The 12,727-nt window shown below is 61.1% G+C and carries 11 protein-coding genes; all 11 read left to right on the forward strand.

What is annotated here, in order from left to right:
- Positions 1-249: 249 nt before the first annotated feature.
- Complete coding sequence (locus OKW98_RS26310; RefSeq protein ID WP_265387307.1) at positions 250-3,732, forward strand: dermonecrotic toxin domain-containing protein; 3,483 nt, start codon at positions 250-252, stop codon at positions 3,730-3,732.
- 250 nt (positions 3,733-3,982) lie between these two features.
- Entirely contained in the window at positions 3,983-5,248 is a 1,266-nt protein-coding gene (gene urtA / locus OKW98_RS26315; protein ID WP_265387308.1) for an urea ABC transporter substrate-binding protein, read from the forward strand.
- 184 nt (positions 5,249-5,432) lie between these two features.
- Positions 5,433-7,022 (forward strand): urea ABC transporter permease subunit UrtB, encoded by a 1,590-nt coding sequence (gene urtB, locus OKW98_RS26320; RefSeq protein ID WP_265387309.1) that lies wholly within the window; start codon positions 5,433-5,435, stop codon positions 7,020-7,022.
- Positions 7,022-8,101 (forward strand): urea ABC transporter permease subunit UrtC, encoded by a 1,080-nt coding sequence (gene urtC / locus OKW98_RS26325; protein ID WP_265387310.1) that lies wholly within the window; start codon positions 7,022-7,024, stop codon positions 8,099-8,101. Before urtB ends, urtC begins: the two co-directional genes overlap by 1 nt.
- Positions 8,098-8,952, forward strand: a complete 855-nt coding sequence (urtD, locus tag OKW98_RS26330) for an urea ABC transporter ATP-binding protein UrtD (protein ID WP_265387311.1) — start codon at positions 8,098-8,100, stop codon at positions 8,950-8,952. Before urtC ends, urtD begins: the two co-directional genes overlap by 4 nt.
- A gap of 143 nt (positions 8,953-9,095) precedes the next feature.
- Positions 9,096-9,794: an urea ABC transporter ATP-binding subunit UrtE gene (gene urtE / locus OKW98_RS26335; RefSeq protein ID WP_265387312.1), complete on the forward strand. Its 699-nt coding sequence runs from the start codon at positions 9,096-9,098 to the stop codon at positions 9,792-9,794.
- A gap of 49 nt (positions 9,795-9,843) precedes the next feature.
- The gene (locus OKW98_RS26340; protein WP_265387313.1) at positions 9,844-10,689 is read left to right on the forward strand and encodes an urease accessory protein UreD; all 846 of its coding nucleotides are present in this window, start codon (positions 9,844-9,846) and stop codon (positions 10,687-10,689) included.
- 196 nt (positions 10,690-10,885) lie between these two features.
- On the forward strand, positions 10,886-11,188 hold the full coding sequence (locus OKW98_RS26345) for an urease subunit gamma (protein WP_020293711.1): 303 nt from the start codon (positions 10,886-10,888) through the stop codon (positions 11,186-11,188).
- A gap of 59 nt (positions 11,189-11,247) precedes the next feature.
- Positions 11,248-11,799 carry a GNAT family N-acetyltransferase gene (locus tag OKW98_RS26350; protein WP_265387314.1) on the forward strand — a complete coding sequence of 184 codons (552 nt, stop codon included), beginning with the start codon at positions 11,248-11,250 and terminating at the stop codon, positions 11,797-11,799.
- 26 nt (positions 11,800-11,825) lie between these two features.
- On the forward strand, positions 11,826-12,362 hold the full coding sequence (locus OKW98_RS26355) for a GNAT family N-acetyltransferase (RefSeq protein ID WP_265387315.1): 537 nt from the start codon (positions 11,826-11,828) through the stop codon (positions 12,360-12,362).
- Complete coding sequence (locus OKW98_RS26360; protein ID WP_065987755.1) at positions 12,359-12,664, forward strand: urease subunit beta; 306 nt, start codon at positions 12,359-12,361, stop codon at positions 12,662-12,664. Before OKW98_RS26355 ends, OKW98_RS26360 begins: the two co-directional genes overlap by 4 nt.
- Positions 12,665-12,727: the final 63 nt, after the last annotated feature.

Raw genomic sequence — 12,727 nt, forward strand, 5'->3', positions numbered from 1 at the left:
GCCTGGAACCTTTTTTGGGTGGTTTAGTGATGAATTCCTCCTCATTTCGGGTTTCAGGCTCCGCACCTGCATTTCTGCTCAATGGATGCCCCACCTCCTCCGTGAAAAATCCTACCTCTCTGGTCGCTTTTCCTTCACATCCAGACCTGGTCCCGCCTACAGACGCACGCCCCAAGCCCTGACTCCATGAAACGAGTCGCCGAACCCGTCGGTTCTGCGAGTCATTCCTCATGTAGATGAACAGGCCCCATGAATTCCACCACCGTCACCCCTTCACCCACACCCACACCCACACCCACACCCACTATCGACAGCTCAGCGCTTGCGCCCTACGATCTGCCCGATTTTTCCCGGGCCGTTGAGCAGACACTCACTGACTGCCTTCGCCTGAGCCATCGCGGACTCACATTTGACTACGCCAGTACATGGCTCGTTTGCCACACGCGAAGCATCGAGTCCGCCGCCACAGAAACCATCAGCCGTTACCCGCTGCTTGCCAGCCTGACAGCATGCTTCACCGGGCTCTTTCAATGGCACAACGTCGAGTCTGCGGAGCTTTATTCCACCGAGCTTCCTTCGGCTGACACGCCCACTATTGGCGCGCTTGACCGCAAGGCTCTGGTCGCCCTGTACGCATCCGTCACACCAAGGCTGGCCGATCGCTATAAGCAAATGCTCTCGGACCATTGGGCAGTGATTCAGCCTTCCGGCAACGCCCGGCGCGATGACTTCCTCGCGGACCGGGTTAAATTGCTCAGGCTGGAGTGCCAGATGCGTGTCGAGAAGGGCGAGTTTCGTCCGCATCTGTACAGCATGCTTAACGACACACTGGATTACGGCGTGGATACCTCGGCTGAACCCCTGCACAAACACGATGTATTCAGCGTGTGGCTAGGCACCGGCGCCACTGCGCTGTTTGCGCTGACAGGGGCATTTGTGATCACCGAGCAACGCAGCGATCAGGTTCCGGCAACCGACGATGAGTCCGCTGGAGAGGTCATTCTCTATACCCCTGCCGACAGCCTGGAACGATTCGATTCACTGAATCAGCTCACCGACATCCTCACCCATCGTCTTGCCGACGAAAGTCGACGCCGCCGATTGCTGGGCCATCTCAAGCTCGATGATGTGGTCGCATTGGCACTCCCCAACGCTGACAGTGTGCAGCCCCCTGTACGCTGGGGCTTGCAGAAGCTGGGTAATAATTTCATGAGCCTGCTGCTGACGTCGCAGATCCTCAAACAGAAGGCCGACTTCGACCACGCGGTGCACATCGCTCAGTCCCTGAACCTCAATCAGCCGTCTTTTCAACGCCTCATTCTCGAGTTGATGGCCTCGGATCAACTGTTCGATAACGACCGCATCGAGCGCCAGCTGGATTGTGATGTGGTTCGCGAGCAGATGCCCGACTGGTGGGAAAAAATGAATGAGGAACAACAGGTCGAATGGACCCGCGATGCGACGGCTTACGCTCAGTCTATTCAGACCATCCGGCGCATCAGCCTGGACCACTTCAACACGCCGCAAGCTGACAGCACCCACGTCATCAAGGCGTACGTCGATGCAACGGTCAGCGCCGCACTGGCAGAAAAAAGCATTCAACTGTCGCCTCGAAAAATTCAGATAACGGCAACGTTCCAGCATCTCGCCCCGTCCCTCTTTTACCCCTCCATCCCGACAGAAACGAAAACTCGATCGCAGACCCACTCGCTGCACGCATTGGCCCACGAAGATGCCCTACGGACGAACACCCAGCACGCCATCGAGTTACGGGCTGCCGACAAACACGGTGCAGAGATACCGAGACTCTCCGGGGCTTTCGTGAAAGAACTGTTGGCGCGAATCGATATTCCCAAGCGACTGGACGACTACCTTGCCGAACATCTTGATCACTCTGATTATGCTGATCAGTTGCAGCGTGAGCATCGAGAGTTGCTGTTGGCGCGGCTAGCCATGGCGTACAGGGAGAGTCAGCTGAGCGGGTTTCCTGAAAACCGCCTGCGCTGGATCAAGGCGGTCCTGGACGGTCCCGATCCGCAGCAGCGTCGTGAGGTGGACGCGGCGAAGATCGAGGTGCGATTCCTGCACATCGGCGGGGTCAAGATTCCGGACATCATGCTGATTGCCCCGGTCGGCACATTTGAAAAGGGGCCTGTGGTTCTTTGCACACTCAACGCGCCGGATAACGTTGTGTTCCGATCCTTCGACGGTATGTTCCACCTCACACGCGCGTTTCTGGAACGCGACGTGTACAAATCCTACGTGGCGAGGTTGCTGCCACTGGCCGACAGGCGACTGGCTCGGGTGCTCCTCGAATACGAAGAGTGGTTCAAGCACTGGCGCTTTCCAGACGCGGTGACCTCGCTGCCGACGCCGGTTCCCATCCCGTCCAGCTTGTTGAATCCGGTGGTGTTCGTGGAGCAGAACGGCGACCCGTTCAACGAGCATTTCGCGGTCAGGATCCGCCAACTGAAAGAGGAGGCGAGATCCCAGTTGAGCCAGCCCGGCAGTGGTGATGCCCGGACGCAAACCTTTGACATGGCCATGAGTATTGCGCTGTTGCTATTGCCCGCCCCCGTCATGATTCCCCTCGCCCTTGGAATGGGCCTGGGCCGCGCCTGGAGCGGCTTTCAGAAAGTCGATGAAAACGATTGGGAGGGTGCTGCGCAAGAGTTGATGGCCGCGACCGGGTATTTGCTGACTGCAGGTATCGGTCGCGCAAGTGCTGCGACGTTGAAGGGCCCTCAACTGGCGAGGATAAAACGTCCGCATCTGGTTCGCCGTACCGGACGCGACGGACAGGTGCAGATTGGCTATCTGCTGTCACCCTCCGGGGCGCCTCACTTTGCCGAGTCGGGCATGATCACGCGGCTGGACCCGGACAAATTCACCGAGATCAGCTTAGGGACTGAAAAAGGCTACGTCGGTCGACGCTTCAACCTGTTCGGGCGGTGTCGCCTGTATCGACCCCATCCCCGGGATCCAGCGCTGCTGATCCATGAGGAAGAATATGTCATACGGTCCAGAACCGGGGGCTGGAGCAAGGTCTCGCAACCGGTCGTGCGCCTGAGCCCGCAGGCCGATCGACAAGCCCGGCATGAACTGAGTGTGTTACTCAAAAATTGGCCTACCCCCTCTGATGGTACTCCCATCCCTCAACCTTCCCTTGATGAACCCAGATTCCTTACCGTGGCCGGAAGCGCAAGAGCGGAACTGTATCCCGAGCTGCTCGACTACATCGAAGCCGGTTCAGCGGAGATCAACCAACGCCTGAGAAGCGGAGCGCGAACGCACCGCACGCAAGTGTTTCTCAACCAGTTCTACCGCCTGCGTTCATGGAGCGGCAATGCGTTCCGCGCCGCGCACGTGACCGACGAAAGCCTGCAGCATTTGCGACGCGAGCTCGGCGCGGTGTTCGTCGACGCCGGCGTGCAGTCGGCGTCAATCAGCCGTGGGAATGCCGTGCGCTGGAGCCTGGACAGCTTCGTAACTGACCAGGCTGGGAGCAATACCCATCCGGTGTTTCTGATCTTTGCGCCATCGGTTCCGAAGAAGAATATGTTCTCGGGCTTCCTTGCCGACCACGTCGCTATCCCGCCCGGCACTCGCCTGCAACTCAGTGCATTTCGAGAAGTGAACGGACAGGCTTTCGCTTATTTCACAGCGCCGGAGAAGCTGGTGTACGAAACCTTTGATCTGTTTACGGGGGAGCGTGAGATTTTCGTGAGGTAGCCGCACTTTCTGGTTGCGTCAGGCCAGTTAATCGCACGGCGCCCGACGGTACCGCACCAGTTGAGCGCGCCCGACGCACCACCCGCCCCGCACCGACCTACATTGGTGCGACGCGGTCCGGACCTGCGACGTTTTCATTCCGTTTTGCGACGTGCGCAGCTTGGCCCAGCCTTTGCTAAAGCCTAAGCAGACCCAACTTCTGCACCGCAAACAGCCGTCATCTAAAAAAATCAAATAATGGAGCTAGCCAATGAAGCGTCGTAGTTTGCTGAAAGCGTTCACTCTGTCTGCATCGATCGCAGCGATGGGTTTGACCTGGACCGCTCAGGCGGCCGAGACCATCAAGGTCGGCATTCTGCATTCTTTGTCCGGCACCATGGCCATCTCCGAGACCTCGCTCAAGGACATGGCGCTGATGACCATTGATGAAATCAACGCCAAAGGCGGCGTCAACGGCAAGATGCTCGAGCCGGTGGTGGTCGACCCGGCGTCGAACTGGCCGCTGTTTGCAGAGAAAGGCCGTCAGTTGCTGACCCAGGACAAAGTCGCCGTGGTGTTCGGCTGCTGGACGTCGGTCTCGCGCAAGTCGGTGTTGCCGGTGTTTGAAGAGCTGAACGGCTTGCTGTTCTACCCGGTGCAGTATGAAGGCGAAGAGATGTCGCCGAACGTGTTCTACACCGGCGCGGCGCCTAACCAGCAGGCGATTCCTGCAGTTGAATACCTGATGAGCGAAGACGGCGGCGCCGCCAAGCGCTTCTTCCTGCTGGGCACCGACTACGTGTACCCGCGCACCACCAACAAGATTCTGCGCTCGTTCCTGCACTCCAAAGGCGTCGCAGACAAGGACATCGAAGAGGTCTACACCCCGTTCGGTCACAGCGATTACCAGACCATCGTGTCGAACATCAAGAAGTTCTCCGCAGGCGGCAAGACCGCTGTGATCTCCACCGTCAACGGCGACTCCAACGTGCCGTTCTATAAAGAGCTGGGCAATCAGGGCCTGAAAGCCACCGACGTACCGGTGGTGGCGTTCTCGGTCGGCGAAGAAGAACTGCGCGGCGTCGACACCAAACCGCTGGTGGGCAACCTGGCCGCATGGAACTACTTCGAGTCGGTGAAGAACCCGGTCAACACTAAGTTTGTCGCCGACTGGAAGGCCTACGCCAAGGCGCACAACCTGCCGAACGCCGACAAGGCCGTGACCAACGATCCGATGGAAGCCACGTACGTCGGTATCCACATGTGGGCGCAAGCGGTCGAGAAAGCCAAGTCCACGGACGTGGATAAAGTTCGCGAAGCCATGGCCGGTCAGACCTTCGCCGCGCCGTCGGGCTTCACCCTGACGATGGACAAGACCAACCACCACCTGCACAAGCCGGTGATGATCGGCGAGATCCAGGCCGACGGTCAGTTCAACGTGGTCTGGCAGACCAAAGAGCCAATTCGCGCCCAGCCGTGGAGTCCGTTCATTCCGGGCAACGACAAGAAGCCTGACTACGCGGTGAAGAGTAACTAAGCGACGCGTTGTCGGGCTGGCACTGATTTCAGCCCGACACAATTCCCTTGTAGGAGCGCGCTTGCCCGCGAACGCGATGTGTCAGTCGCTATTTATGTCACAGACACATCGCGTTCGCGGGCAAGCGCGCTCCTACAGGTTCCTCGCATGACGGTGAGTCATGCGGGTGCTTCCAGGACACGATATGCCCAGATACTTCCACCACCTTCTTCTCGCGCTGTGCCTGTGGCTGCCCTTCGCCGCCCACGCCAGCGATGCCGGCGACTTTGTCGCGGCCGACTCTTCAGAACGCGCACAATTATTGGAAAGCTGGGCCGCCAAGCCTGACCCGGCGCGTGTCGAATTGCTGGTTGCCCTGCAGGATGGCCGCGTTGCCGCTGACAGCAGCAACCGGGCGTTCATTCAGAACGGCGACAACTTCATCGCCGTTGCCCCCGACGCCCCCGCGCTGGCCGATGCACCCAACCCCGATGCGCCCCAGGCCATCAGCCTGAACAACCGCCTTCGCGGCCTGATCAATACCGCGCTGGCCAGCCATCAACTGCTGGCTGCTGACCCGAAAGTTCGTTTGGCCGCCGCGCAAATCCTGCAGAAAAGCGCCCGCCCGGCGCAGTTGCCCTTGCTGGTGCAACAAGTGTCCAGCGAACAGGACGACAGCGTTCACTCGGCCCTGAACCTGGCGCTGGCCAACCTGCAACTGGTTGATGTCAGCCCCACCGTGCGCCTCGCCGCCGTACGTCTGCTCGGTGAAACCGGTGATCCACTGGCCCGCACCCGTCTCGAAACCCTGCTCGAACCCAACGTCGAAACCGACCCCAGCGTGCGTCTGGCGGCGGAGACGAGTCTGGCTCAGGTCAAACGCAAATTGATGTTCGGCGAGATCCTCGGGCAAGCCTTCGCCGGCCTGTCGCTCGGGTCGATTCTGCTGCTGGCGGCGCTGGGACTGGCGATCACCTTCGGCCTGCTCGGTGTGATCAACATGGCCCACGGCGAGATGCTGATGCTCGGCGCCTACGCCACCTACGTCGTGCAGATGATGTTTCAGCGTTACGCGCCCGGCGCCCTCGAGCTTTATCCGCTGGTGGCGCTGCCGATCGCGTTTTTCGTCACCGCGTGCATCGGCATGGCCCTGGAACGCACGGTCATTCGCCACCTGTACGGTCGCCCGCTGGAAACACTGCTGGCGACATGGGGCATCAGCCTGATGCTGATCCAGCTGATCCGCGTGGTGTTCGGCGCGCAGAACGTCGAAGTCGCCAATCCGGAATGGCTGTCGGGCGGCATTCAGGTGCTGCCCAATCTCGTGCTGCCCTGGAACCGCATCGTGATCATCGGCTTCGCCCTGTTCGTCGTCGTGCTGACCTGGCTGCTGCTGAACAAGACGCGCCTGGGCCTCAACGTGCGCGCCGTCACCCAGAACCGCAACATGGCAGCGTGCTGCGGCGTGCCCACCGGACGCATCGACATGATGGCCTTCGGGCTCGGCTCCGGCATTGCCGGCCTGGGTGGCGTGGCGCTGAGTCAGATTGGCAACGTCGGCCCTGACCTGGGCCAGAGCTACATCATCGACTCCTTCCTCGTGGTCGTGCTCGGCGGTGTCGGTCAACTGGCCGGCAGCGTCACGGCGGCCTTTGGATTGGGCATTGCCAACAAGATCCTTGAACCGCAGATCGGCGCCGTGCTGGGCAAGATCCTGATCCTGGCGCTGATCATTCTGTTCATTCAGAAACGTCCGCAAGGCCTCTTCGCACTCAAAGGACGGGTGATCGACTGATGAATCAGCCATTGATGGTCACGGCCGCGCAACGCGCTGGCACCAAAATCACGGTCGCAGTCGGCGTGGTGATTCTTGCCCTGCTGATCGCCCTGCCGTTGTTGTCCCTGCTACCTGAAAGCAACAGCCTGCAGGTGTCGGCCTACACGCTGACGCTGGTGGGCAAGATCCTCTGCTACGCGATTGTCGCGCTGGCGCTGGACCTGGTCTGGGGTTACGCAGGTTTGTTGTCCCTGGGCCACGGGCTGTTCTTCGCGCTGGGCGGTTATGCGATGGGCATGTACCTGATGCGCGAGGCGTCGGGCGACAGCCTGCCGGCGTTCATGACCTTTCTGTCGTGGACCGAACTGCCGTGGTACTGGGTCGGCACGCAGCATTTCCTCTGGGCCATGTGCCTGGTGGTGCTGGCGCCAGGATTACTGGCGCTGGTGTTCGGCTTCTTCGCCTTCCGCTCGCGGATCAAGGGCGTGTACTTCTCGATCATGACCCAGGCCCTGACCTTCGCCGGCATGCTGCTGTTTTTCCGCAACGAAACCGGCTTTGGTGGCAACAACGGCTTCACCAACTTTCGCAGCATTCTGGGGTTCAGCATTACGTCTCAAGGCACACGTGCGGTGTTGTTTCTGCTGACCGTGGTGTTGCTGGCGGGCAGCCTGTTTGTCGGCTGGCGTCTGGCGCGCAGCAAGTTCGGTCGTGTCTTGACCGCCGTGCGCGATGCGGAGAACCGCCTGATGTTCTGCGGCTACGACCCGCGCGGCTTCAAGCTGTTCGTGTGGGTGTTGAGCGCGGTGTTGTGCGGCCTGGCCGGGGCGTTGTATGTACCGCAAGTCGGCATCATCAACCCGAGCGAAATGTCGCCGACCAACTCCATTGAGGCGGCAGTCTGGGTGGCCTTGGGCGGTCGCGGCACGCTGATCGGCCCGCTGCTCGGCGCCGGCGTGGTCAACGGCATGAAGAGCTGGTTCACCGTGGCCTTCCCTGAATACTGGCTGTTCTTCCTCGGCGCGCTGTTCATCGTGGTGACGCTGTACCTGCCCAAAGGGGTGATCGGTCTGATCAAGAAAAGGGGCGAGCCATGAAAAGCACTCCGACGCCTGCATTCGATCCGGTGCTCGACCCGAACAGCGACGCCGGTACCAGCCGCGATGCCATCGGCCTTGGCCAGGTCGCCGGCAAAGGGCTGAACACCTTGCACGGCACGATCCTGACGCTGGAAGACATCAGCGTCAGCTTCGACGGTTTCAAGGCCCTCAATGATCTGAATCTGTACATCCGCGTCGGCGAGCTGCGCTGCATCATCGGGCCCAACGGCGCGGGCAAGACCACGCTGATGGACGTGATCACCGGCAAGACCCGACCTAGTCACGGCAAGGCCTGGTTCGGGGAAACTCTCGACCTGACCCAGATGAGCGAAGTGCAGATCGCCCAGGCGGGAATCGGCCGCAAGTTTCAAAAGCCCACGGTGTTCGAAGCGCTGAGCGTGTTCGAAAACCTGGAGCTGGCGCAGAAAACCGACAAATCGGTGTGGGCCAGCCTGCGGGCCAAGCTCAACGGCGAACAGCGCGACCGCATCGACGAGGTGCTGGAAACCATTCGCCTGACGGCGTCGATGTCGCGCCCCGCCGGGCTGTTGTCCCACGGCCAGAAGCAGTTTCTGGAGATCGGGATGTTGCTGGTCCAGGACCCGCAACTGCTGCTGCTCGACGAGCCCGTTGCTGGCATGACCGACGCCGAAACCGAGTTCACCGCCGAGCTGTTCAAGAGCCTGGCCGGCAAGCACTCGCTGATGGTGGTCGAGCACGACATGGGCTTTGTCGGCAGCATCGCCGACCACGTCACCGTCTTGCACCAGGGCAGCGTACTGGCGGAAGGATCGCTGGAAGACGTGCAGGCGGATGAACGGGTGATTGAGGTGTATCTGGGGCGGTGAACCGCCGACTGCTGATCGTTCCCTCGCTCCGCGTGGGAATGCATCCGGTGACGCTCCGCGTCACCAGGCAGACGCAGAGCGTCTGATGCGGCGTTCCCACGCAGAGCGTGGGAACGATCATAGGATTTCTTGAGAAAATGGCCATGCTCCAAGTCGAAAAGCTCCACCAGTTCTACGGCGGCAGCCATATCCTCCGCGGCCTGTCGTTTGACGTGAACATCGGCGAGGTCACGTGCCTGCTCGGTCGTAACGGCGTGGGCAAGACCACGCTGTTGAAAGTGCTGATGGGGCTGCTGCCCGCCAAAGAAGGCGTGGTGCAGTGGGAAGGCAAGCCGATCACCGGTTTCAAGCCCCACCAGCGCGTTCATTCCGGGATCGCCTACGTGCCCCAGGGCCGGGAAATTTTCGGCCGACTGACCGTTGAGGAAAACCTGCTGATGGGGCTTTCGCGGTTTCCCGGCTCCGAGGCCAAGGAAGTCCCGGCGTTTATTTACGATCTGTTCCCGGTGCTGCTGCAGATGAAGCATCGGCGCGGCGGTGACCTGTCTGGCGGCCAGCAACAGCAACTGGCGATCGGGCGCGCCCTGGCCAGTCGCCCGCGCCTGCTGATTCTCGACGAACCCACCGAAGGCATTCAGCCCTCGGTGATCAAGGAGATCGGCGCGGTGATCAAAAAGCTCGCGGCGCGCGGTGACATGGCGATTTTGCTGGTCGAGCAGTTCTACGACTTTGCCGCCGAGCTGGCCGATCAGTACATCGTCATGTCCCGCGGCGAGATCGTTCAGCAGGGCCGTGGCGAAAACATGGAGGCTGAAGGCGTTCGGGGTCTGGTCACCATTTGATGCGCCGATCAGCTAAGGTACGAACCTTCGATAACACGAAAATCGACTTATGAATCTTCCTGCCCACACCGCCCTGTTCACCCCCAGCTGGCATGCCGAGCTGGAGCTGGCGTATGGGCGTTTCGGCGACAGCACGCGCCCGACCCAGCGGCGCCACAAAGGTCCGTTGCGGGTGCAAAAGCACTTGTATGCCGAAGGCCCGCAGGTCTGCCAACACATCATCGTTCACCCGCCGGGCGGCATTGCCGGCGGCGATCGGCTGGACATCAGCGCCAGCGTCGGCGCCAACGCCTGGGCGCAACTGACCAGCCCCGGCGCGGCGAAGTGGTACCGCGCTGCAGGGCCGGCTTATCAACAGCTTGAAATCAAGGTGGCTGCAGGCGGCACGCTGGAATGGCTGCCGCAGGAGAGCATCGTGTTCAGCGAGGCCAAGGCCGAACTGACCACGCGGATCGACCTCGAAGGCGACGCCCGGCTGCTCTACTGGGACGTGGTTGCGCTGGGCCGGCCGGCCAGCGGCGAGCGTTTCGATCAGGGCCATTTTCAGGCGCATCTGGATATCCGGCATGACGGCAAGCTGTTGTGGCACGAGCGCCAGCGCATCGTTGGCGATGACGGCTTGCTGGATTCGCCCATCGGCCTGGCCGGCAAGCCAGTGTTCGCGACGCTGATCGTGACCGGGGAAATCGACGCTGAATTGATGGAGCGCTGCCGCGAGCTGGCTGAGCATTCACCCGTACGGGGCGACCTGAGCCAGTTGCCCGGGCTGATCATCGCCCGCTGCCTGGCCGACGAAGCCCTGCATGCTCGGGCCTGGCTGATTGAATTATGGAAACTGCTGCGCCCTGCCCTGTTGGGGCGGGAAGCGGTGGCACCGAGGATTTGGAGCACCTAAACGAAACTGGCCATCTGTAGGAGCGTGGCTTGTCCCGCGATCGGCGACGAAGTCGTCGTAAACCGGCCCATACGGTCCTCATGACAGATCGAAGGACGGCCATGACTGCCGCTTCGCGTCAGATCGCGGGACAAGCCACGCTCCTACAGAGTTTGCGGCGATTTCTCTATTCGGAAATTAATAACGGACAACACCCATGGATCTGACCCCACGCGAAAAAGACAAGATGCTGATCTTCACCGCAGGCCTGGTTGCCGAGCGGCGGCTGGCACGCGGTGTGAAGCTCAATTACCCGGAAGCGATGGCCTTCATCTCCGCCGCCCTGCTGGAAGGTGCCCGGGACGGCCAGACCGTCGCTGACCTCATGCACTACGGCACCACCCTGTTGACCCGTGAGCAGGTGATGGAAGGCATCCCGGAAATGATTCCGGAAATCCAGGTCGAGGCCACCTTTCCGGACGGCACCAAGCTGGTCACCGTGCATCAGCCGATTGCCTGAACCGGGCTGAACCTGAGATGCCCGTCGAAACTGCCACACAGGAACCCGTGGAAACGCACATGACCTATTCGATTCGTGACGCTTTGCTGACTGACATGCCGGCCGTGCTGGCCATCTACAACGACGCAGTGCTCAACACCACGGCGATCTGGAACGAGCAGCCGGTGGACCTTGCCAACCGCGAAGCCTGGTTCGCTGCGCGCCAGTCCCAGGCGTACCCGATTCTGGTGGCGGTCGATGCCGACGATCAGGTGCTGGGCTATTCGTCGTTCGGCGACTGGCGGCCGTTCGAAGGGTTTCGCCACACCGTCGAGCACTCGGTCTACGTGCGTGCCGATCAACGCGGCAACGGCCTGGGTCCGCTGCTGATGAAAGCGCTGATCGAACGCGCTCGCGCCTGCGATAAACACATGATGGTCGCGGCCATCGAGAGTGGTAACGCGGCGTCGATTCACCTGCACGAGCACGAAGGGTTCATTACCACCGGACAAATGGCACAGGTCGGCACCAAGTTCGGCCGCTGGCTGGACCTGACGTTCATGCAGCTGGACCTGTCGCCCGGCGCCTCTGCTCCACCCTCGCAAGCGCCCGGCATCACGCCTGTCGCGTGAATGTTCATTCTGAAAGGATTTCGCCCATGAATGCCGCCCACTTACGCCGCGTCACGCCAGAAAGCTTCGCGCATTACCGCCCAGGTTTGGTGGCGTTGCTGCTGGACGCCGTCCACCACGGGGCCTCGGTCGGGTTCATGGCCGATCTCGCCGCTGAAGAGGCGGCCACTTGGTGGGACGGCGTCAAGGCCGAGGTCGAGCAAGGCAATGTTCTGCTCTGGGTGGTGGCAGAGGAAGACCAGGTGCTGGCGACGGTGCAACTGGCGCTGTGCCAGAAGGCCAATGGCCTGAACCGCGCCGAGGTGCAGAAATTGCTGGTGCTCAGCCAGGCGCGCCGGCGCGGGCTGGCAACGCAGTTGATGACCGCCGTGGAACAGGCAGCGCAGCAGCATCAGCGCGGGCTGTTGTTTCTGGACACACTGGCGGGTTCCGATGCCGAAGATTTCTATCGCGCGCTGGGTTACGAGCTGTCTGGCTTGCTGCCGGACTACGCCTGCAACCCCGACGGCGAATACAAGGCCACGGCCATTTACTACAAGTTACTGTCGAGGAAGAGCGCATGATTCCTGGTGAATACCAGATCCAGCCCGGCGACATCGAGCTCAACGCCGGTCGCCGGACCATCACCCTTAGCGTCGCCAACAGCGGCGACCGGCCGATTCAGGTCGGCTCACACTTTCATTTTTTCGAAACCAACGACGCCCTGACCTTCGACCGCGCCGCCAGCCGGGGCATGCGCTTGAACATCCCGGCCGGCACCGCCGTGCGCTTCGAGCCGGGGCAGGCGCGGGAAGTGGAACTGGTGGACCTGGCCGGGTTGCGGCGGGTATTCGGGTTTGCCGGAAGAGTTATGGGTGAACTGTAAAACGCGTTCACTTTCCAGCCAGGTCAAGCTGCAAGCGCCAAGCCACAAGCGCCAAGCACAGCA

It is taken from the genome of Pseudomonas sp. KU26590, assembly GCF_026153515.1.
Taxonomy (GTDB): Bacteria; Pseudomonadota; Gammaproteobacteria; order Pseudomonadales; family Pseudomonadaceae; genus Aquipseudomonas.

What these genes read in the sequence shown, in the direction of transcription:
- OKW98_RS26360 (WP_065987755.1), top strand. Translation starts at nt 12,359, where the DNA reads ATGATTCCTGGTGAATACCAGATCCAGCCCGGCGACATCGAGCTCAAC.
- urtC (WP_265387310.1), top strand. Translation starts at nt 7,022, where the DNA reads ATGAATCAGCCATTGATGGTCACGGCCGCGCAACGCGCTGGCACCAAA.
- urtE (WP_265387312.1), top strand. Translation starts at nt 9,096, where the DNA reads ATGCTCCAAGTCGAAAAGCTCCACCAGTTCTACGGCGGCAGCCATATC.
- OKW98_RS26355 (WP_265387315.1), top strand. Translation starts at nt 11,826, where the DNA reads ATGAATGCCGCCCACTTACGCCGCGTCACGCCAGAAAGCTTCGCGCAT.
- OKW98_RS26340 (WP_265387313.1), top strand. Translation starts at nt 9,844, where the DNA reads ATGAATCTTCCTGCCCACACCGCCCTGTTCACCCCCAGCTGGCATGCC.
- OKW98_RS26345 (WP_020293711.1), top strand. Translation starts at nt 10,886, where the DNA reads ATGGATCTGACCCCACGCGAAAAAGACAAGATGCTGATCTTCACCGCA.
- OKW98_RS26350 (WP_265387314.1), top strand. Translation starts at nt 11,248, where the DNA reads ATGACCTATTCGATTCGTGACGCTTTGCTGACTGACATGCCGGCCGTG.
- urtB (WP_265387309.1), top strand. Translation starts at nt 5,433, where the DNA reads ATGCCCAGATACTTCCACCACCTTCTTCTCGCGCTGTGCCTGTGGCTG.
- OKW98_RS26310 (WP_265387307.1), top strand. Translation starts at nt 250, where the DNA reads ATGAATTCCACCACCGTCACCCCTTCACCCACACCCACACCCACACCC.
- urtD (WP_265387311.1), top strand. Translation starts at nt 8,098, where the DNA reads ATGAAAAGCACTCCGACGCCTGCATTCGATCCGGTGCTCGACCCGAAC.
- urtA (WP_265387308.1), top strand. Translation starts at nt 3,983, where the DNA reads ATGAAGCGTCGTAGTTTGCTGAAAGCGTTCACTCTGTCTGCATCGATC.